The 19,870-nt window shown below is 67.1% G+C and carries 14 protein-coding genes, 2 tRNA genes and 1 pseudogene; 9 read left to right on the forward strand and 8 right to left on the reverse strand.

Annotated elements, in window-relative coordinates; all coding sequences use genetic code 11:
• The first annotated feature begins 12 nt into the window (after positions 1–12).
• The 3 genes from AC1DXI_RS03120 to AC1DXI_RS03130 all read left to right on the forward strand — a co-directional run bounded on the left by AC1DXI_RS03120 (position 13) and on the right by AC1DXI_RS03130 (position 3,779).
• Complete coding sequence (locus AC1DXI_RS03120; protein ID WP_476937398.1) at positions 13–3,012, forward strand: UPF0182 family membrane protein; 3,000 nt, start codon at positions 13–15, stop codon at positions 3,010–3,012.
• 277 nt (positions 3,013–3,289) lie between these two features.
• A tRNA-Met gene (locus tag AC1DXI_RS03125) sits at positions 3,290–3,363 on the forward strand.
• A gap of 342 nt (positions 3,364–3,705) precedes the next feature.
• Positions 3,706–3,779 (forward strand) — tRNA-Met (locus tag AC1DXI_RS03130).
• A 213-nt stretch (positions 3,780–3,992) separates the two neighbouring features.
• Here AC1DXI_RS03130 and AC1DXI_RS03135 read toward each other — a convergent pair.
• The 4 genes and pseudogenes from AC1DXI_RS03135 to AC1DXI_RS03150 form a co-directional block, all read right to left on the reverse strand.
• Positions 3,993–4,574 carry a dihydrofolate reductase family protein gene (locus AC1DXI_RS03135; protein ID WP_476937399.1) on the reverse strand — a complete coding sequence of 194 codons (582 nt, stop codon included), beginning with the start codon at positions 4,572–4,574 and terminating at the stop codon, positions 3,993–3,995.
• Between the two features lie 345 nt (positions 4,575–4,919).
• Positions 4,920–6,344, reverse strand: a complete 1,425-nt coding sequence (locus AC1DXI_RS03140) for a cryptochrome/photolyase family protein (RefSeq protein ID WP_476937495.1) — start codon at positions 6,342–6,344, stop codon at positions 4,920–4,922.
• A gap of 105 nt (positions 6,345–6,449) precedes the next feature.
• Positions 6,450–7,166, reverse strand: a pseudogene (locus AC1DXI_RS03145) (PspA/IM30 family protein); the annotation flags it as partial.
• A gap of 145 nt (positions 7,167–7,311) precedes the next feature.
• The gene (locus AC1DXI_RS03150) at positions 7,312–9,369 is read right to left on the reverse strand and encodes a TPM domain-containing protein (RefSeq protein WP_476937400.1); all 2,058 of its coding nucleotides are present in this window, start codon (positions 9,367–9,369) and stop codon (positions 7,312–7,314) included.
• Positions 9,370–9,665: 296 nt separating this feature from the next.
• Between AC1DXI_RS03150 and AC1DXI_RS03155 the strand changes: the two genes are divergently transcribed.
• The 6 genes from AC1DXI_RS03155 to AC1DXI_RS03180 all read left to right on the forward strand — a co-directional run bounded on the left by AC1DXI_RS03155 (position 9,666) and on the right by AC1DXI_RS03180 (position 16,298).
• A complete protein-coding gene (locus AC1DXI_RS03155; RefSeq protein WP_476937401.1) occupies positions 9,666–11,393 on the forward strand; it encodes a S1C family serine protease in 1,728 nt (575 codons plus the stop codon).
• Between the two features lie 298 nt (positions 11,394–11,691).
• On the forward strand, positions 11,692–12,492 hold the full coding sequence (locus AC1DXI_RS03160; RefSeq protein ID WP_476937496.1) for an electron transfer flavoprotein subunit beta/FixA family protein: 801 nt from the start codon (positions 11,692–11,694) through the stop codon (positions 12,490–12,492).
• Between the two features lie 17 nt (positions 12,493–12,509).
• Positions 12,510–13,460 carry an electron transfer flavoprotein subunit alpha/FixB family protein gene (locus tag AC1DXI_RS03165; RefSeq protein WP_476937402.1) on the forward strand — a complete coding sequence of 317 codons (951 nt, stop codon included), beginning with the start codon at positions 12,510–12,512 and terminating at the stop codon, positions 13,458–13,460.
• A 4-nt stretch (positions 13,461–13,464) separates the two neighbouring features.
• Positions 13,465–14,244, forward strand: a complete 780-nt coding sequence (locus AC1DXI_RS03170) for a PIG-L deacetylase family protein (protein WP_476937403.1) — start codon at positions 13,465–13,467, stop codon at positions 14,242–14,244.
• Positions 14,245–14,319: 75 nt separating this feature from the next.
• Positions 14,320–14,850: a gluconokinase gene (locus AC1DXI_RS03175; RefSeq protein WP_028277966.1), complete on the forward strand. Its 531-nt coding sequence runs from the start codon at positions 14,320–14,322 to the stop codon at positions 14,848–14,850.
• Positions 14,851–14,903: 53 nt separating this feature from the next.
• Positions 14,904–16,298, forward strand: a complete 1,395-nt coding sequence (locus tag AC1DXI_RS03180; RefSeq protein ID WP_026538400.1) for a GntT/GntP/DsdX family permease — start codon at positions 14,904–14,906, stop codon at positions 16,296–16,298.
• 138 nt (positions 16,299–16,436) lie between these two features.
• Here AC1DXI_RS03180 and AC1DXI_RS03185 read toward each other — a convergent pair whose 3' ends face one another.
• The 4 genes from AC1DXI_RS03185 to AC1DXI_RS03200 all read right to left on the reverse strand — a co-directional run bounded on the left by AC1DXI_RS03185 (position 16,437) and on the right by AC1DXI_RS03200 (position 19,795).
• A complete protein-coding gene (locus tag AC1DXI_RS03185) occupies positions 16,437–17,336 on the reverse strand; it encodes an anti-sigma factor (RefSeq protein WP_476937404.1) in 900 nt (299 codons plus the stop codon).
• A 10-nt stretch (positions 17,337–17,346) separates the two neighbouring features.
• Positions 17,347–17,952, reverse strand: coding sequence for an ECF RNA polymerase sigma factor SigK (gene sigK / locus AC1DXI_RS03190; protein ID WP_018775186.1), 606 nt, complete (start codon positions 17,950–17,952; stop codon positions 17,347–17,349).
• Between the two features lie 309 nt (positions 17,953–18,261).
• Entirely contained in the window at positions 18,262–18,729 is a 468-nt protein-coding gene (locus AC1DXI_RS03195; protein WP_476937405.1) for a tRNA (cytidine(34)-2'-O)-methyltransferase, read from the reverse strand.
• Between the two features lie 82 nt (positions 18,730–18,811).
• The gene (locus AC1DXI_RS03200) at positions 18,812–19,795 is read right to left on the reverse strand and encodes a J domain-containing protein (protein WP_476937406.1); all 984 of its coding nucleotides are present in this window, start codon (positions 19,793–19,795) and stop codon (positions 18,812–18,814) included.
• Positions 19,796–19,870 lie beyond the last annotated feature (75 nt).

Consider the following 19,870-nt stretch of genomic DNA (forward strand, 5'->3'; position numbering starts at 1 on the left):
GAGGTACCGAGTTTGTCCCGTCCCGCCAGCACTGTCCCGCCCGGAAGACCCCAGACACGACGCGGCGCCCTGACGCCGACGCTGATCATCGTGGCCCTGATCGTGGTCGGATTCATCTTCTTCGCCAATGTCTGGACGGATGTCCTCTGGTACCAGCAGCTGGGCTACTTCGGAGTGTTCATGACCGAGAACCTCGCCAGGATCGTGATCTTCCTGACAGGTTTCGCCATCATGTTCACGGCCGTCTTCTTCGCCATCCGGATTGCCTACCATGCGCGGCCGGTGTACGCCCCAGACTCGGAAATCCGGGACAACCTCAACCGCTACCAGGCCCAGCTGGAACCGATCCGGCGCGTCGTGATGGTGGGGCTTCCCATCCTCTTTGGCCTGTTCGCCGGCAGCGCCGCGGCCAGCCAGTGGCAGAAAGTGCTCCTGTTCCTGAACCAGGAGCCGTTCGGCCAGAACGATCCGCAGTTCGGACTCGACATCAGCTTCTACCTCATGACGCTTCCCTTCCTTGGCTTCGTCACCGGGTTCCTCATCAGTGTCACGGTGATCGCCGGCCTTGCCGGTATCCTCACCCACTACCTGTACGGCAGCATCCGGATCATGGAACGCGGGATCTTCACCAGCCGCGCCGCGCAGATCCACCTGGCTGTCACGGGCGCCGCCTTCCTGGTGCTGATGGGCATCAACTTCTGGCTGGACCGCTACTCCACGGTGCAAAATAACGGCGGGCGCTGGGCCGGCGCGCTGTACACGGACGTCAACGCCGTCATTCCGACCAAGGCCATCCTGGCCGTGGCCGCGGCCATCGTCGCCGTGCTGTTCATCGTCGCCGCGGTGATCGGCAAGTGGCGTCTTCCGGTGATCGGCACCGCCATGCTCATCATCACGGCCATCCTGGCCGGCGGCGTCTACCCGTGGGTCATCCAGCAGTTCCAGGTCCGGCCTTCGGAGCAGACGCTGGAGAACGAATACATCAAGCGGAACATCGCGATGACCCGTGCCGCCTACGGCCTGGATAAGGTCCAGGAAAAGCGGTACAACGCCACCACCAACGCCACCACCGGCGCGCTGGCCCCCGACGCGCAGACCACCGCCAACATCCGGCTGCTGGATCCGAACCTGATCTCGGATGCGTTCTCGCAGCTCGAGCAGTACCGGCCCTACTACCAGTTCCCCAGCGCCCTGAACGTGGACCGCTACGAGATCGACGGCAAGATCCAGGACACGGTCATCGCCGTACGCGAACTCAACCCGGACGGGCTGGCCACGAACCAGCAGTCCTGGCTGAATCGGCACGTGGTGTACACACACGGCTACGGCGTCGTCGCCGCCAAGGGCAACAAGTTCACCGTGGACGGCAAGCCGGACTTCCTGCAGGCGGGCATCCCGTCCACCGGTGCGCTCGGCAACGATTCGACCTATCAGCCCCGCGTCTACTTCGGCCAGGACTCGCCCGACTACTCGATCGTGGGCGCCCCGGACGGTGCACCGCACCGTGAGCAGGACCGGCCCGCGGCCAAGGAAGGCGACGGCGAGACGCAGTACACCTTCACCGGCAACGGCGGCCCGAACGTGGGCAGCTTCTTCAACAAGATCCTCTACGCGATCAAGTTCCAGTCCTCGGACCTGCTGCTTTCCGACGGCGTGAACGCCGAGTCCCAGATCCTCTACGACCGCAACCCGCGGGACCGCGTCGAAAAGGTGGCGCCCTACCTGACCGTTGACGGCAACCCATACCCCGCCGTCGTCGACGGCAGGGTGAAATGGATCGTGGACGGATACACCACGAGCCCGTACTTCCCGTACTCCCAGCAGGAGCAGCTCTCCGCCGCCACGGCCGACTCACAGACCGCCGCGAACCGGACAGTAGCCCTGCCGAACAGCTCGGTGAACTACATCCGCAACTCGGTCAAGGCCACCGTGGATGCCTATGACGGCTCCGTGACGCTGTACGCCTGGGACGACCAGGATCCGGTCCTGAAGGCCTGGCAGAAGATCTTCCCGACGTCGGTGAAGCCGTATTCGGAGATGTCCGGCGCGCTCATGAGCCACGTGCGGTACCCGGAGGACCTGTTCAAGGTCCAGCGCGAGCTCCTGGGCCGCTACCACGTGACCAACCCGGACAGCTTCTACACCAACATTGACGCCTGGTCCGTTCCCAACGACCCCACCGTCAAGGACGAGGTCAAGCAGCCGCCGTACTACATGTCGCTGAAGATGCCCGACCAGGACAAGCCGGCGTTCCAGCTGACGTCGTCGTTCATCCCGCAGGTGGTCAACGGCAACGCCCGCAACGTGCTTTACGGCTTCCTGGCCGCGGACTCCGACGCCGGCAACCAGAAGGGCGTCAAGGCGGACAGCTACGGCCAGCTCAGGCTCCTGCAGATCCCGCCGGAGACCCAGGTCCCCGGCCCCGGCCAGGCGCAGAACAAGTTCAACTCCGACCCCACCGTTTCGCAGGCCCTCAACCTGCTGCGCCAGGGTGCGTCGGCCGTGCTCAACGGCAACCTCCTGACCCTGCCGGTCGGCGGCGGCATGGCGTACGTCCAGCCCGTCTATCTGCGTTCCACGGGTGAGACCTCCTACCCGACGCTGCAGCGGGTCCTGGTGGCGTTCGGCGACAAGATCGGGTTCGCACCCACCCTGGACGAGGCCTTGAACCAGCTGTTCGGCGGAAATTCGGGGGCCGCGGCAGGGGACTCGGCGAACAAGGGACAAACGCCGGCCACGCCCACCACGCCAGGGGGTGCGACGCCGCCGGGCACCACCGACGCGAAGGCAGACCTAAAGGCCGCGCTGGACGAGGCCAATGCCGCGATCAAGGCCGGCCAGGACGCCCTCGCGAAGGGCGACTTTGCGACCTACGGTGACCAGCAGAAGAAGCTCGCTGCCGCCCTGCAAAAGGCTCTTGAGGCCGAAGCGAAGCTGGAAACCCCGGCCGCCCCGGCTGGCACCGCCACGCCGACGCCTTCAGCCACCCCGTCGGCGACGGCGGGCGGCTAACGCTCCGCAACTGACGCTGGCAGGCTCCTAACGTTGAGCTAGGGCCGGGCGCCGGCTGTGCGCGGTCCGACAGGCCGGGTTTGCCCTCTCCGGAGAGGCAAGCCCGGCCTGTGGCGTAGAGGGACTGGATTCGATCCCTGCGGCCTTGACCGGCCTGGACCGGCCTGGACCGGGTGGACCTGCGCGGACGCTGGCGGACGCCCGCCGGTGGCGAGATGCACATCACGCCACCTCGATTTGGCCTCATGTTCACCGGCAGGTAGAGTTGTTCTTGCGACGCGGGGTGGAGCAGTTCGGTAGCTCGCTGGGCTCATAACCCAGAGGTCACAGGTTCAAATCCTGTCCCCGCAACTGGAGAAAAGGTCCGGAACACTGGAAACAGTGCTCCGGACCTTTTGTTTTAAGCCGCTCGGGGACGTCCGGAAGCCGGGAAGCCGGGTTATGGGACAAGACGTGTATAAATCCCGGCCGTACCAGGGGCGTCCTGCCGGAACCCTGAGCTACCGGGCCCGGGTGCCCCTGCTCCCGCCCGGCGGAAGCGGTCCGGGGGCACTTTGACACGGACACGCCGCGGACAGTGGACCCGAGGGCCGGAATAGAGCCCAAAGGCGCCCCGGAGGGTGGGCGGCGGCTGGGCCGGACTGGGCAGGTGGTCAGGGCGGCCCGGAAACTAGGGTAGAGTTGATCAAGCGACGCGGGGTGGAGCAGTTCGGTAGCTCGCTGGGCTCATAACCCAGAGGTCACAGGTTCAAATCCTGTCCCCGCAACTGGAGAAAGGTCCGGAACACTGGAAACAGTGTTCCGGACCTTTCGCTTTAAGGGCTCTTCACAGTTGAGGGTGCAGTCGCTGGTTGGATGGTGACTGGCGCGTCGGTCCCGGGGTAGGTGTCGAGGTCTTCCGAGGATGCGCAAACGCTGCTGGAGGCCCGAACTTGTGTCATCGTTCGCGGTGGACTTCTTTGCGTACCCGCTCAGATCGGTCAACGGCGCACCTGATAGCGCAGGTGAAGCACCCGGTTGCCCTGAATCACCACGTCAGGATCCTCCAACAGGTGCTGCGCGTGGACCGACCCGAAGTAGCGCTTGCCGGACCCGAACACGACGGGTGCGACGTCCATGCGCACCTCATCGATCAGGCCCGCGGCAAGCACCTGGCCACCGACGTCGCCGGCAGCGACCTCGACCATGCGGTCACCGGCAAGCTCCTGCGCCTTGGCCACGGCTGCCTCGACGCCGCCGACGAAGTGAAACGACCCCTCGGGGTCCCAGCCCTCGGGCTTCGGCCGGTGCGTCACGACGACCACGTGGTCGACCCCGCCCGGAGGCTTCCCGTCCCAGCCGTCCGTCAGATCGAAGACGTGGCGGCCGACGATTGTCGCCCCGATCTGGTCCCAGTACGGCCGGGTGTAGTCGTAGGACGTCTGCGATACCTTCAACTCGCCGCTCTCGTCCAACGGAACGTCACCGCTGGACAACCAGTCGAACAGCGGTCCGGGCTGGTCGTGCTCGTCCGCGATAAAGCCGTCCACCGACACCGAGCTGTACATGACCACCTTGCCCACGAGGCTCTCCTTTGCTTTGGGTTGCCCCCAAATTAGCGTGTCGTGAGCTCTCGCTCTTGTGAGAAATCATCGTCCGGCAGCGGCCAGCTGTCCAGCGCGTGGCCGGGATGTTCGCGCAGGAACCGCCGCCGGACTTCGACGTACCGGGCCGCCGATCGCCACCCCCCGCTGGTCGCCGCGATAACTGACAATCGGCGCATCAGCGTCACCGTACACATTTTGCATTGTGAAGAGCCGCTTTAAGTCCTCGGTGGCTGCCCTCGGCGGGCAAAGCAACCCAGGGCCCGGACTTACCCGACACGGCCGCCCCTGAACCGGCCGCCCCAGCTGGCACAAAGCCGGCCCTCAGCCGTCCTTGAGCCGCTGATAGGTCGCCAGCGCCCGTGCCCGGGACTCGGCAAGGTCCACGATCGGCGCGGGGTAGCCGGTGGCGGCGCTGTCGGCCTTCCAGGGCTCGTGGACTGTTTTGTCGTCCAGCGCGGCGAGCTCGGGAATGTACCCGCGCAGGTAACGACCGGCGGCGTCGAACTTTTTGCTCTGCGTGACCGGGTTGAAGATCCGGAAATACGGCGACGCGTCGGCACCCGAGCCCGCGACCCACTGCCAGTTGGCCGGGTTGCTCGCGGCATCGGCGTCCACCAGCGTGTCCCAGAACCAGGCCTCGCCCAGCCTCCAGTCGGCCAGCAGGTTCTTCACCAGGAAGGACGCGGCCGCCATCCGCACGCGGTTGTGCATCCAGCCCGTTTGCCAGAGCTGGCGCATGCCCGCGTCCACCATCGGGTAGCCCGTACGGCCCTGCTGCCAGGCCTTGAGCTCGTCGCCCGACGCCGGCTGCCACTGAAAGCGGTCGAACTCCGGCCGGTAGTTCCGCGTCGCCAGATCCGGATTCTCGTACAGCAGCTGCCAGCAGAATTCACGCCAGCCCAATTCGGAACGGAAGATCCCGACGTCGGCCGGAGCCCCCGGCGCAAAGCTGTGGCGCAGCGTGTGCCAGATCCGGAAGGGGCTGATTTCGCCAAAGCGCAGATGCGGCGAGAGCCGGCTGGTACCTTCGACCCCCGGAACGTCGCGGCCGGTGCCATATTCTGCCGCCGGTCCGTCCACGAAATCCTCGAGGCGGCTGAGGGCGCCTGCTTCTCCCGGTGTCCACGTGCCGGCCAGTCCAGAGCTCCAGTCGGGGCTATGGGGGAGCAGGCCCCAGCTTTCGAGCGTTTCGCTCGCCGGCAGGCTGCCGCTGCGGGTGTGTGCAGGGGCCGGCAGCCGGTCCGGGGCTGCCAGCGGCTGCCGGGGTTCGGCACCGGCCATGCAGGCCTTCCAGAACGGCGTGAACACCTTGTAGGGGCCCCCGCTGCCGGTGCGCACGGTCCACGGCTCGAACATGAGGTTCGCCTGGAAGCTCGTGGCGTTCAGGCCCTCCCTGCTGGCCCAGCTCTTCAGACCGGCGTCGACGGCGCGTTCAGGGCCACCGTAGCGGCGGTTCCACAGCAGCGCGTCTGCCGACGTCTCCACCGCGAGGTCCTGGATGATCCGGTCGGCCGGGCCACGGCGGAGCACCAGCCGCGAGCCCGTGGCCTCCAGCGCGGCGGCCAGGCCGGCCAGGGAATGGTGGAGCCACCACTTCACCGCGCCGCCCAGCGGCCGGATGCCGGGTGACTCCTCATCCAGGACATAGACGACGGTCAGGGGTTGGTGCAGGGCGGCGGCCTCCGCCAGTGCCGGATTGTCATCCAGCCGGAGGTCGTCACGGAGCCAGACAAGGGTCGCAGACATGGATCCACGGTACACGCGCGGCCGCCGGCGCGGGCGCCGGTACGGTGAATCCAGGGCACAACAAGGGCCGGGCTCCGGCGGGCGATCCTGAGGTGTCAGGTTCGCCCGGGAGCCGCCGGACTTCAGCGCTGCCAGCCGGGCCTCGATCTCGGTCTGCTCGCCAAGATCTTCCAGCGAATTGAACTGGGCGTCCAGGCTCGAGGCGGCGAGCTCCTGCTGACCGCGGACCTTGGCTTCCTCGCGGCGGATCTTCTGCTCGAAGCGGCCCACCTCGGAGGTGGGGTCCATGATGTTGATGCTCTTGAGGGCGTCGTGAACCTGGCTTTGGGCCTGCACGGTCTTGGACCGGGCCACCAGCTCATTGCGCTTGCTGGTCAGCTCGTTGAGCTTGCCCTTCATCTGGTCAAGGCCGTGCTTGAGCTTGTCCACCACCTCGGTCTGGGACGCGATGCTCGGCTCGGCAGCCTTGGCCTCGTTCTCGGAACCCATCTGGCGCTGCAGAGCTACCTTGGCCAGGTTGTCGAACTTCTCGGCATCGCCGACGTCGCCCTTAGCCCGGTACTCGTCGGCCTTGCGCGAGGCGGCGAGGGCCTTTCTGCCCCAGTCCTGGGCGTTGCGGACGTCCTCGTTGTAGTCGTCCTGGAGCATGCGCAGGTTGCCGATGGTCTGGGCCACGGCGGACTCCGCCTCCGCGATGTTGTTCGTGTAGTCACGGACCATCTGGTCCAGCATTTTCTGCGGATCTTCGGCCTGGTCCAGCAGCGAATTGATGTTTGCCTTCGCCAGCTGCGCCATGCGGCCGAAAATGGACTGCTTAACCATGGTGTTACCTTTCGTCCTGCTCCGTTGTCTCACTGCTTCCAGTGATCGATGATGTATCGCATCTATCCGCTGTCCGGGCCGTTGCGGCCGGCGCGTGGTCTGTAAAGTTTCCCGTCACTGTTTACCTGCGGGGCGGGCCAACAGGCTAGAAGCTTCCGGAGTCTCCGCCGCCGAAGTCTCCGCCGCCGCCAAAGTCGCCGCCACCCCAGCCGCCGCCGGAATCGTCGCCGCCTCCGCCGCCCCAGCCTCCGCCGCCGCCGCCCCAGCCGCCGCCTCCGCCGTGGAGGATGGAGTTGATGAGGATTCCGCCGAGGATCGCGCCGCCGAGGCCGCCTCCGCCGCTGCCGCCGAACATGCCGCCCCGGCCGTAGCCTTGGCCCTGGTTGGCGTAGCCGCCGAATTGGTCAACGTCGGACTGGGCCAGCTGCGCGGCCTGTGCCGCCAGCGCGTAGGCCTGCTGCGCGTACTGCAAGGCCGTGACAGGGTCGGTGCGGGAAATGGAGAGCGCATAGTCCAGGTTCCGCTGGGCTTCCGCCAGGCGTGTGCGGGCATCGGTGCCCACGCCACCGCGGCGGGCGGTGATGTAGTCCGACGTCGCGCTGATCTGGGCCTGGGCCGACATGATGCTCTGCTGCAGTGAGGCCTGGGCCCGGCGCGCCTGGTCCTGCTGGTCGCGGATTCCGGCCAGGGACTGGTCGAGTGCCTGATGGGCCGTGACCACCCGTTCCAGCGTCGCGATCGGATCAATCTTGCCGCCCTGGATTTCCGCCTTGACCTGGGCAAGCGCAGCTTCCGCCGCGGCCACCGGGCCGGCAAGTTCCGGATGGGCACCGGACTGGATCATAGCCTTCGCCTGGGCCAGGTCCTGGGCGGTATCGACGACGGCGGCTTCCAGGCTGTTGCGTGCCTCGTCGAGGCTGCCGGCCACCTTGGTGATGGCGCCGATCAGCACGTTCGTCTGGTGCAGGCTTTCCTCGGCGGCGCGGACGGCGACCGCGGCGAGGCTGCTCTCACCCGCGGCGAGCTTTTCGTGCGCCGCCGTGGAGGCATTCTGCACGAAGTCGAGCCGTTCCTTGGCCTGTTTGATGTTGTCCGCAACCTGGACCAGGGCGCTCTCGGCGTACTTGGCCCGCAGATCGGTCAGGGACTGTTCGGCGCTGGCAAGCTTTGCCTGGGCGTCAGCGGCGCCGGCGCCGACGGCGGCGAGGGCCTGAGGGGCGTTCTTTTCCAGCTCCCGGAGGGAATCGAAATCCGCTTTCTGTTCCTGCAGCGATGCCAGCGCGGCCTCGGAGCGGCCGATGATTTCAACGAGCCAGCTCCGTTGCTGCTCCTCGGTGTCGGGGATGTGGTCGTCAAGCTGTTGCTGCAGCTTGAACGATTCCGTCATGTGGCCCTTGGCCTCCTGCAGCGCTTTGGTGAAATTTCCCACGGCGGCGTCGCCGTACTGGGCCTGGGCGAATCCGAGCTCCTGCTCGCTGGACTTGATGGCGTCGTCGGCCTCGATCAGCAGCGAATCGCTCTTCCGGCGCAGCTCGGCCACGCTGAGCCCCGCCAGCGGGTCCGGCTGCGAGCCTTCCCCGGCTGACGCGCCCGAACTTTGCAGGGCCTTCTTCCGGCGGCTGCGCAGGTACAGGTACGTTCCAGCTCCGCCCACAGCCACGACGCCGACTCCCACGAGGACGGCGCTGCCCGCTCCGTCGCCGGAGGGCACCGTTCCGCTGCCGCCGCCGGCCGCGTCGCCCACCGCAGCGGCCGTATCAATGGCGGCCTGGGAGAAGTCGCGCTTTCCGCCAGCCAGGTTCGGCACGATGGCGTTCTGGACGATGTTGGACGTCTTGGGATAGATGGCGCTGGCCGAACTGGGTGAGAAGTAGTACTTGCCATCGTCGGACATGGTCAGGATGACGTCGGCCTTGCCCATGCCCTTGTTGGTCGCGACGGCCTGGGCCCACGCCTTGGGGTCGGCCGGATTCTCGAACGTCTTTGCCGTGATGACGTAGAGGTTGTACTTGTGGTCCTTCAGGAGCTTTTGGATGGCGTCCTGGACTTCGGCCTTGCGGCTGCCGAGCACGTTCGCACTGTCCACGATGTTCTGCCCGGACGGAATGGTCACCGGATCTTCGGCCAGGGCTGGAGCGGCGGGGAGCGCCAGCAATCCAGCGACGCCTAGGACGGCGAGGAAACGATTCAACTTAGACCGCATGTGCAACCCTTCAGCACTTCTGGGACCGGTTCGGTCGAACCAGCCGTCACAGAAAGCAGCAGCGCCCCCACGCAGATGTAAAGCCGCAGGTCGCTGTGGCATTTCCATTTGATTCTATGGTGCACCCAAATAGCAGTCCACCTCGGGGAATATGCCACCAGCGAAACGGGCCTAAACTGGGAAACACGGGCCCGCAGGCCGCAAACTGTCCGTTCAGGAACCTCCCAGCAAATGTCCGCTCTAGTGTCAGCCTGAGCGTTCATAGTTATAGGCAGACGAGGACGAAAGGAAGTCTCATGACTGAGAACCCAGTGCCAGGTGTGTCACCGGAGCCGACACAACAGAACCAGGAACCGGCGGGAGTGCGGGAGGGCTCGCCGGAGCAGCCGCATGCCGGCCGCACGCCTGAGGCGGCACCGGGAAATCCGGTATCCGAACGCCCGGCCGCGGGAAGCCCGGCGCCCGAGAACCCGACCCTCCGGCTGGACCGCACCGAGGACGGCGCACCGCGTCCGGTGTACCAGCAGCACCAGCCCCCCGCCGCGGACACCCAGCAGATAGGCGCCCCGGCCCAGCACACAGGCCCCTACGGCGGACCATCGCAGCCCGGCCAAGACCAGCCCTCCCAGCCCGGCTACCCGCCCTACGGCCAGTCCCAGCAAACCCCGTACGGCCAGACGCAGCAAGCCCCGTACGGCCAGTCCCAGTACGGCGCCAACCCCTACGGTGCCCACTCCGGCGGCCAGCCCCAGTCGGGTCCGTCCTACCCTTCCGGCCCGGCCTTTGCGAACGACCCGGCGCACGCCCCCAAGCGCAAGGCGGCATTCGGCGTCCCCACCCTCGTGGCCAGCATCGTTGCCGCCGGCCTGATCGGCGGCGGCGTGGTGGCCGGCAGCAACGTCCTGCTGGGCGACCGTCTTGCCCCGTCCGCCGCGAGCAACACGAGCCAGGCCGGTCCGGTGATCGTCAACAACAGGGACGACGTCAACGCCATCACCGCCGCCGCCCTCAAGGCTTCCCCGAGTGTTGTGACCATCAAAGCCACCAGCGGCAGCGACGGCGGCACCGGCAGCGGGATCATCCTCGACACCCAGGGCCACGTGCTGACCAACACCCACGTGGTGACACTCGACGGCAAGGCCGCCAACGCTTCCATGGAGGTCCGGACCAGCGACGGCAAGGTCTTCTCCGCGAAGATCGTCGGTACCGACCCGCTTTCCGACCTCGCCGTGATCAAGATCGAGAACCCCTCGGGGCTGGTCCCGGCAACGCTTGGTGACTCGGGCAAGCTGAACGTCGGCGACACCGCCGTCGCCATAGGATCGCCGCTGGGACTCACCGGAACAGTCACGGACGGCATTGTCTCAACCCTGAACCGGACCATCAGCGTGGCATCCTCGGCTGCGCCGAAGGACGGTGCGGACAACTCCCAGGGCGGTGACCAGGGCTTCCAGTTCGCACCCCCCGGCGGCGGCGAGACTCCGAACACCGCGGACCAGGGCTCCATCTCGATCAATGTGATTCAGACGGACGCGGCCATCAACCCGGGTAACTCCGGCGGCGCGCTGGTGAACACCAAGGGCGAAATCATCGGCGTCAACGTCGCGATCGCCTCCGCCGGCGGCGACGCGGCCAGCGGAAGCAGCAGCGGCAACATCGGCGTGGGCTTCAGCATCCCCATCAACAACGCCAAGCGCGTGGCCCAGGAGATCATCAGCGCCGGCAAAGCCTCCCACGGGCAGTTCGGCGTCAGCGTGAAGCCCAAGGCCGCAGGGTCGTCCTCCTCCGGGTTCTCGGTGGGCGCGGAGGTCGCGACCGTCGAGTCCGGCTCGGCCGCAGACAAGGCAGGCATCAAGGTCGGCGACGTCGTGACGAAGTTCCAGAACCTGACCATCAGCGATCCCAACCAGTTGACCGCGGCGGTGCGGGAACAAGCCGCCGGGGCCACGGTCAAGGTGACGGTGCTGCGCGGCGGCCAGCTCAAGGACGTCGACGTGACGCTCGGCGCCGCAGCTGAGCAGTAGAGCTGAGCAGTAACCAGAGCAGTAAGAGGCCAGCGCAGCAGTAAACAGCGCAGCGGCAAACAGCGCAGCAGCCAAACAGCGCAGTAGCGGGCAGGCCGGGCGGCACCGAAAAGGTGCGGCCCGGCCTTTGCCGTCCCGGGCCCGTTCACTGACACAGACGTTAACCGTGGCCGCGCTGTCCGGCGGCTATATGGTTAGCTAGGAACAGCCCGGCTGCCGGGCGATCCGTGGCCATGACCCCGTCAGGGGCGGCTGTCCACCCGCATGGAAGGCTGCTGTAGACACAGTGGAAGAAACTCTGAAAATCATTGTGCTGGTCAAGCACGTCCCGGATGCGCAGTTCGACCGCCACCTCACCGGTGAGGCCAACACGGTGGACCGCTCCGAAAGCATCCTGTCCGAACTGGATGAATACGCCCTGGAAGCGGCGCTGCAGCTGACCGAGGCCCGCGGCGGAGAAGCGGCCGGCAACAAGGTCATCGCACTGAGCATGGGCCCGGCCGGGGCCGTCAATGCGGTGAAGAAGTCCCTCCAGATCGGCGCCACGGAAGGCGTGCACCTCAGCGATGAGGCCCTGGCCGGTTCTGATGCCGCGGCCACGTCGCTGGCGCTGGCCGCCGCGATCCGCCACCTGGGCACGGACGTCCCCGCGGACCTCATCCTCACCGGGATGTCCTCCACGGACGGGGAGACCTCGCTGGTCCCGGCACAGCTCGCTGAACGGCTGGGGCTCCCGCAGGTAACTTTCGCCGCGTCCCTGGAGCTCGACGCCGGCAAGCTCACCGCCCGCCGCGACGGCGACACCCACGCGGACACCATTGAGGCCGCACTGCCGGCCGTCGTTTCCGTCACCGACCAGATCAATGATCCGCGGTACCCCAACTTCAAGGGCATCATGGCGGCGAAGAAGAAAACCATCACCACCTTGAGCCTTGCCGACATCGGCGTCGACGCGGCCCAGGTGGGCAAATCCGGTTCCTGGACCGCCGTCGAGACCGCAGAGGCCCGGCCGCCGCGGACGGCCGGCACCATCATCACCGACGAAGGCGACGCCGGCATCCAGCTGGTCGAATTCCTGGCCGCCCAGAAGCTGCTCTAAAGGGGATTATCCGAATCATGGCAAAAGTACTCGTTTTCATCGACAACCCCGGTGCGGCGCTGAAGAAGTCGAGCCTGGAACTTCTCACGATCGCCCGTTCCCTGGGCGAGACCGTCGCCGCCGTCAACGGCGAACTGCACGACGACGCCGCCTCGACCCTGGCCGCCTACGGCACCCAGGCACTGTACCGCCCGTCTGCCGCGGACCTCGACGACTACCTCGTAGGACCCAAGGCGGCATTCCTGGCCGCGGCCGCAAACGCCGCCGGGGCCGGCGTGGTCCTGGCCGAGAACTCGGCCGAGGGCAAGGAAATCGCCGCCCGGCTCGGCATCAGGCTCGGCGCCGGCGTCATCACCGACGTCGTGGCCGTGGACCCCGACGGAACGGCACACAAGTCCGTGCTGGCCGGATCGTACACCACCACCGCGAAGGCCACGACCCCCGTTTCCGTGCTGACCGTGAAGCCCAACAGCGTCACGCCCGAGCCCGCGGTCACCGGCACGGCGCCGGAGAGCATCACTGTCCAGGTCCCTGACGTGACCGCGGCCGCCGCCCGGGTCACGGCGCGCGCCGAAAAGCCTGCCAGCGGACGCCCCGATCTGTCCGAGGCGCGGATCGTCGTGGCCGGCGGCCGCGGCGTGGACGGCAACTTTGGTCCGCTGGAGGAACTCGCCGACGCCCTCGGCGCGGCCATCGGCGCCTCGCGGGCTGCGACGGACGCCGGCTGGATCGGCCACGACGCGCAGATCGGCCAGACCGGCAAGACCGTCGCGCCGCAGCTCTACATCTCCGCGGGCATTTCCGGAGCCATCCAGCAGAAAGCCGGCATGCAGACCGCCAAGGTGATCGTGGCCGTGAACAAGGACGCCGAATCGCCGGTCTTCGAGATCGCGGACTTCGGCATTGTGGGCGACCTCTTCCAGGTCCTGCCGCAGGCCACCGCCGAAATCAAGAAGCGCAGAGGCTGACCGCATGAGCACCACCGCCATGCCGGCACAAAGCCCGTTCGACCCGGAGAGCTCCCGGATCGAGCGGGTGCTTTGTTTCACGGCCCACCCCGACGACATCGATTTCGGCGCCGCCGGCACGGTTGCCGCATGGACCGCCGCCGGAGTCCAGGTCAGCTACTGCATCATGACCGACGGCGATGCCGGCGGCTTTGATCCGGAGCAGCGCGAGGAAATCGTGCGGCTGCGCGTTGCGGAGCAGCAGCGCGCCGCCGCCCTGGTCGGCGTCACGGACATCCATTACCTGCACCAGCGCGACGGCTACCTCGAACCTTCGCATGAGGTGATGCGCGAGGTGGTGCGCCTGATCCGGCAGCTCCGGCCCGACGTCGTGGTGTCCATGCATCCGGAACGCAACTGGAACCGGATCCAGAAGAGCCATCCGGACCACCTGGCCGTGGGGGAGGCCGTGACCCGTGCTGTGTACCCCGCGCTGGAAAACCCGTTTGCGTATCCGGAACTGGCCGAGGCCGGGCTGGAGGCCTACAAATTGCCCTGGCTGTGGCTCTTCGCCGGGCCGGAAGAGCGAGAAAACCACTTCGTGGACGTCACAGAGCATGTGGAGAGCAAGCTGGCCGCCATCCACATCCACGTCAGCCAGCATCCCGACGTCGACGCCATGGAGCGTACGGTCCGCGGCCTCATGCTCGGCACCGGGGCCCGCGCCGGACTTCCCGCCGGGCGCAGCGCCGAGGCCTTCCATGTCGTAACAGTCAACGGCCAGGGGACCATCGCCGGCTTCTAGTGTTGCTGCAGCACAACCTCTGCCATAAGCTGGCCTCTGTTTAAATCATATTTATTTGATGGAAGGCAGACTTTGATGGCGAAGACTGCGCAACACCCCGTTCTTGTGATCATGGGCGTCTCCGGATCCGGCAAATCAACTGTCGCGGGACTTCTGGCCGGCAGGCTGGGCTGGGACCTGGCCGAGGGCGACGACCTGCACCCCGAATCAAACGTCGCGAAGATGCACGCAGGACAGCCGCTGACCGACGAGGACCGGTGGCCCTGGCTCGAAAGCATTGCCGACTGGATCAGGGCCCACACCGGGGCCGGGAATCCCGGCGTCGTGACCTGTTCGGCGCTGAAGAAGCGCTACCGGGACGTCCTGCGCGGCGAAGGGGTGGTCTTCGTGTTCCTCGAGGGATCACGGGACAAGATCTCCGACCGGCTGGCTTCCCGCCACGGGCACTTCATGCCCCCTGCCCTGCTGGAGTCCCAGTTCGACGCGCTCGAAGCCCCCACAGCGGACGAAAACTTCATTTCCCTGTCCGTCTCCGCAACGCCGGCGGAAGAAGCACAGGAAATCATCACCCGACTTAATCTCGACGCTGCCGACGCCAGGCCCTGAGCCTGCCCGCGTTCCGCCGCGACCAAGGAATTTTTGTGAAATCACTGTTAGCAATGCAGCTTCCGGCTGCCGTTGAGGCCGGGACCGGCGTCAATACCCAACTACTGCTCATTGCGGGCCTGGGCATCGCCCTGCTCGTGGTGCTGATCGCCAAATTCAAGTTCCACCCCTTCCTGGCCCTGATCCTGGGGTCCGGATTCGTCGGCCTCGCCGCCGGTGTGGAACCGGCCAAGGTGATCGCCAACTTCGAAGACGGTGTGGGCGGCGTCCTGAAGGAAGTCGGCCTGCTGGTCGCCCTCGGCGCGATGCTGGGCAAACTGCTCGCCGACTCCGGCGGCGCCAACCGGGTGGTCGACACCCTCCTGGCCAAGGCCACCGGAAACAAGCTGGTCTGGTCCATCACCCTCGTCGCCGTGATCATCGGCCTGCCGATGTTCTTCGAGATCGGGCTCGTCCTGCTGCTGCCGGTGATCGTCCTGGTCACGCAGCGCTCGAAGATGCCACTGATGCGCATCGCCATCCCGGCGCTGGCCGGCCTGTCCGTGCTGCACGGGCTGGTGCCGCCGCACCCGGGACCGCTGATTGCGATCAGCGCCGTCAAGGCGGAACTGGGCACCACCCTGGCCCTCGGCATCCTCATCGCCGTCCCCACGGTGATTATCTGCGGCCCGCTCTTCTCCCGTCTGGCGGCCCGCTGGGTCCCGGTGGGCGCCCCCGCCGTCGCCGGCGGCGTCGACACGGTGCACGGCGCGGACATGGAGGGCGTCAAGCGCCCGCCGAACTTCACCGTCACGCTGCTGACCATCCTCTTCCCGGTGGTCCTCATGCTGCTCAGGGCCGTCGTGGACATCATCTGGCCCGACCCCAGGACGGCCCCGGCGATCCGGATGTTCTTCGACTTCGTCGGGCAGCCGCTGGTGGCGATGACCCTGGCCGTCCTGCTGGCCATGGTGACCTTCGGCTACGCCGTGGGCCTGAACGGCGCCAAGATCACGAGCAAGATCGCTGCCAGCCTGGGCCCGATCGCGGGGATCATCCTGATCGTCGGCGCAGGCGGCGGCTTCAAGCAGACGCTGATCGGTGCCGGTGTCGGTGACTCCGTGAAGGCTTGGGCCGAGGGGACCAACATGTCCGTCCTGGTGCTCGGCTTCATCGTGGCAGTTGCCCTGCGCCTGGCGACCGGCTCGGCCACCGTCGCCACAGTGACGGCCGCCGGCATCGTGGCACCGCTGGCCAGTTCGCTGTCGCCGACGCACGCAGCCCTCCTGGCGCTCGCGATCGGTGCGGGCTCGCTGTTCTTTTCACACGTGAACGACGCTGGGTTCTGGCTCGTCAAGGAGCTGTTCGGACTCACGGTGGGCCAGACGTTCAAGACCTGGTCCGTCATGGAAACGCTGATCTCCGTGGTGAGCTTCGGCCTGGTCATGCTGCTCTCGCTGGTCATTTAGCCGGGCAGGAAAGCGGCCGGACAAGACGTCCATCGGCCACAACACAGAAGCCGCCCGGGCCTTGAGTCCTTCTACGGAAGGAGCCAAGGCCCGGGCGGCTTTGTGTGTGCGGGCGGCTTTGCCCTGTCCTGCAGGTTGCTAGGCGTCCAGCGGTGCGGCTGCGACGGTCGGCAGGGTAGGTGACGCGGATCCGCCTTCGGGTTCCACGGTGATGCCCAGCGCGGCAGCGGAACCGATGCCCTTGACCACCGCGGGCTTGGACAGGGCTTCAGCGTCCATGAGGCCCTGTGAGACCGGGGCAGAGCCGTCCTTGGGGATCAGCCACATCTGGTAGACCTTGCCCGTGGGCGGAGCGGGGACGCCGTTCATTTTGACGACGGCTGCGTCCTTGGACGGGGAAATCGACACGGTGGCGGTGCCGCCGCCGTTGACGTCAACGGTGGCCTGGCGGACGTCGCTGGCCTGCATCACCTGATTCAGCGGATCGTTCTGGTTGGCCACGTACGCGCCGACGCCCACGCCGCCCAGGGCGATCACGGCTGCGGCGGCGACGCCGATAAGCCAGTTCCGCATGCCCTGCGGGCGGCGGCGTTCTTCCCTGCGCTGGCGGGCCGCACCGAGTTCGTCGGTGGCGGGCAGTGCGGAGCTGTCGCGTGCCGGATGCGGCAGCACCGGCGTCGCTTGCGGACCCTTGCCGGGAAGGGGCACTGCGGCGGGGATCTGCGCTGCGGCCTGCTCTGCCGTCTGCGCAGGCAGGGATGACATGATCCGGTCCAGCAGCCCGGCCGGAGGCTCTTCCTCTGCGGTGAAGCTGGTGGCCAGGGTCTCCCGGGCCTGCCGGACACGGTCGTTGAAGGCATCCCGGTCTGCTGCCGGTGCGGAGGCGAGGAACTGCTCGATTGCGGTGCGTTCGGCGTCGTCCACGGCGTTGAGGGCGTAGACCTCGGCAAGGTCCACGACGCGGCCGGACGACAGATCGGTGGCGATCTCGGCGGTGAAGCCGCCGGGGAGGCGGTTGTTGTTCTCAGGTGCGTTCATGTCGGTCAATTCAGCTCACCCCCAAGCAGGTCTTCAGTCGGATGAGTCCATCGCGGATGCGGGACTTGATGGTAGGTACTGCGGCATTCAGCCGCTCGGCCACTTCCCGGTAGGTGAGGCCGCCGTAATATGCCAGCCGGACGGACTCCTGCTGCGTATCGGTCAGCGTCTCCATGCACCGGACCACGGCCTCGGCCTCGAGCCGGCTGCCGACTTCGTCCGAGACGGAATCGTGGTCGATCTCCTGGCTGCTGGCACCGTATCTGGCTTCGCGGTCGGTGGCGGACTGCGAGGACCGGACTTTGTCAACGGCGCGGCGGTGCGAGATGGTCATGAGCCAGGCGAGCGGACTGCCGGCGGCGGGATTGAACTTGGCGGCGTTCTGCCACACCTGCAGGAAGACTTCCTGGGTGGTGTCCTCACTGAGTTCGGTGTCGATCAGGACCCGGCGCGCCATGCCGAAGACGCGCCTGGAGGTAAGGCTGTAAAATTCCGCGAACGCCGTCTGGTCGCCCTGGGCAATCAGTGCCAGCAGGCTGCTGAGCCGGCCGTTGATGTCGGCTGAGGTGCCCGCCGGTGCGGCGGCCTCGGGGTTCGGGGCATTCGGAGTTTCCATCACTCCCAAGCATAGGGCGCCTGCAGGCCAACGCGGGCCACTCGGTGCGGCATGCTCTGCGAGTCCGGCCCCTGCCGCACCGGCAGAGGATCTGTCCAGATGTACTGTTTTCACCCGCCGTTCCTCGCTCCCTTCCGTTTCTCCCCATGATGCTTGGTAGACACAATGCCGAGTGGGCGGATTTGGTGTCCGCCTTCAGAAGTGATTCGGCGCAGCCCGGCACCTGGATGGGCGCGGTGCGCGGGAATTCTTTCCCGCGGGCTCCCCACGGGGCCGCCGCCGGTCCTGGCGGGCCTCCGCGGCGGACCGCTACAACTTGGCCCCTGAGAACCCGTTCTGGCGCCACGCCTCGTAGACGGCGATGGACGCCGCATTGGCCAGGTTCAGTGAGCGCAGGGACGGCAGCATCGGCAGGCGGACCCGGGACGTCACCCGGGGACTGTGTTTGACTTCCTCGGGCAAACCCACGGATTCAGGACCAAACAGGAGGACGTCCCCGGCACGGTAGCGGATGTCTGTGTACGTGGTCTCGCCGTCAGAGGTGAAGGCAAATACCCGTTCCGGTTCCAGAGCGGCCCACGCCGCGTCGATGTCCGGGTGGACGGTCACGACGGCGAGGTCATGGTAGTCCAGGCCCGCCCGCCGGAGTTTGGCGTCGGAGAAGTCAAAGCCCAGGGGCTCCACCAGATGCAGTTCGGCGCCCGTGATGGCAGCCAGCCTGATGGCGTTTCCCGTATTGCCGGGGATTTCGGGGGTGTGGAAGAGGATGCGGAACACCTTTCCATCCTAGCGAGCCGCCGGCGTCGAACGCGCCGCGGGCCTTCTGTCCCGGGGGCGCAGGGGAGTGCCCGGGCGGTATCTAGTGCATTCCGCCCAGCAGGCGGGCCAGAACGGGAACGTTGACCGTGTTGGGCGCCGGTCCCGAGCCGAGGAACAACTTGAGGCCACGGGCCAGGCCCGCGGCATTGACCACCTCGACAAGGCCCGAGCCTTCCCCGTACCCGCTTCCCTGGCCGCCGGCGCGGCGGTGCCGGTCGATGACCGGTTGATGCAGATTGCCGTCCGTACTGTGGACAACAATCCAGCCGGTGACATTGAGCTCGGGAAATATGTCCTGCATCCGGCGCACGATGTGGCCCAGTTGGGGCGGGGCGACGGAGCGTCCGCCGTGGGTCAGCGTGCTGCCGTTCCATGCATAGGCGCCCGGCGGCAGGAGCATGGATCCCACGATCGCGAGCCGGTACCCGGCCAGGACGGCGTGGTCGATGTGGCTGTTGTCCGCCGGGGACTGCAGCCCGTTGACGAGGCGCGCCGCCGGGATGGTGGTCAGGATCTGCCTGCTGATGAGCTGCACGGTGCGCATCTCGCGTTGGATCCGGGCTTCGGCGCCGAAGATTCCGCGCTTGCGGGGCATGCCGTGGACCTGCTGTCGGGCCACGCTGGCGGGAATCAGCGGCACCGCCGACCCGCCGTCAAACTGCTCGAACGGCGGAACGTAGACGGGTGGGTCCGCGGCCGTATTCCGCGGCGTGTTCGGCCGTCGCACGTTGGCCGAGGCCCGGCTGCCCGCGGCCGGCGCGTCGAAGTGGGCGCCCTCGTCGCCGGCGGGAGACGCATACGCCCCGCCGGATGCGCTGCCGTAGGAGCGGTCATAGTCCGCGCGGCGCTTGGTGTCGATGAGTGTCTCGTAGGCGAGGGTGACGCGCCGAAACGCGGCCGGATCGCCGCCGTGGTCCGGGTGGGCGGTCCGGGCGGCCTTGCGGTACGCCACTTTGATGTCCTTCTCCGTCGCCGTCACGGGGATCCCGAGGACCTGGTAGTGCGAGCTGCTGCCCTGCGTCAAACAGAGATCCTTTTCATTGATGGTGCCGGCGGTGGGAATGCCGGACCGTTCGTGGGCGTCCGGCGTGCCCAGTTT

The organism is Arthrobacter sp. P1_H7, assembly GCF_056405215.1.

What these genes read in the sequence shown, in the direction of transcription:
- AC1DXI_RS03175 (WP_028277966.1), top strand. Translation starts at nt 14,320, where the DNA reads ATGGCGAAGACTGCGCAACACCCCGTTCTTGTGATCATGGGCGTCTCC.
- AC1DXI_RS03150 (WP_476937400.1), bottom strand. Translation starts at nt 9,369, where the DNA reads ATGCGGTCTAAGTTGAATCGTTTCCTCGCCGTCCTAGGCGTCGCTGGA.
- AC1DXI_RS03155 (WP_476937401.1), top strand. Translation starts at nt 9,666, where the DNA reads ATGACTGAGAACCCAGTGCCAGGTGTGTCACCGGAGCCGACACAACAG.
- AC1DXI_RS03140 (WP_476937495.1), bottom strand. Translation starts at nt 6,344, where the DNA reads ATGTCTGCGACCCTTGTCTGGCTCCGTGACGACCTCCGGCTGGATGAC.
- AC1DXI_RS03185 (WP_476937404.1), bottom strand. Translation starts at nt 17,336, where the DNA reads ATGAACGCACCTGAGAACAACAACCGCCTCCCCGGCGGCTTCACCGCC.
- sigK (WP_018775186.1), bottom strand. Translation starts at nt 17,952, where the DNA reads ATGGAAACTCCGAATGCCCCGAACCCCGAGGCCGCCGCACCGGCGGGC.
- AC1DXI_RS03180 (WP_026538400.1), top strand. Translation starts at nt 14,904, where the DNA reads ATGCAGCTTCCGGCTGCCGTTGAGGCCGGGACCGGCGTCAATACCCAA.
- AC1DXI_RS03165 (WP_476937402.1), top strand. Translation starts at nt 12,510, where the DNA reads ATGGCAAAAGTACTCGTTTTCATCGACAACCCCGGTGCGGCGCTGAAG.
- AC1DXI_RS03170 (WP_476937403.1), top strand. Translation starts at nt 13,465, where the DNA reads ATGAGCACCACCGCCATGCCGGCACAAAGCCCGTTCGACCCGGAGAGC.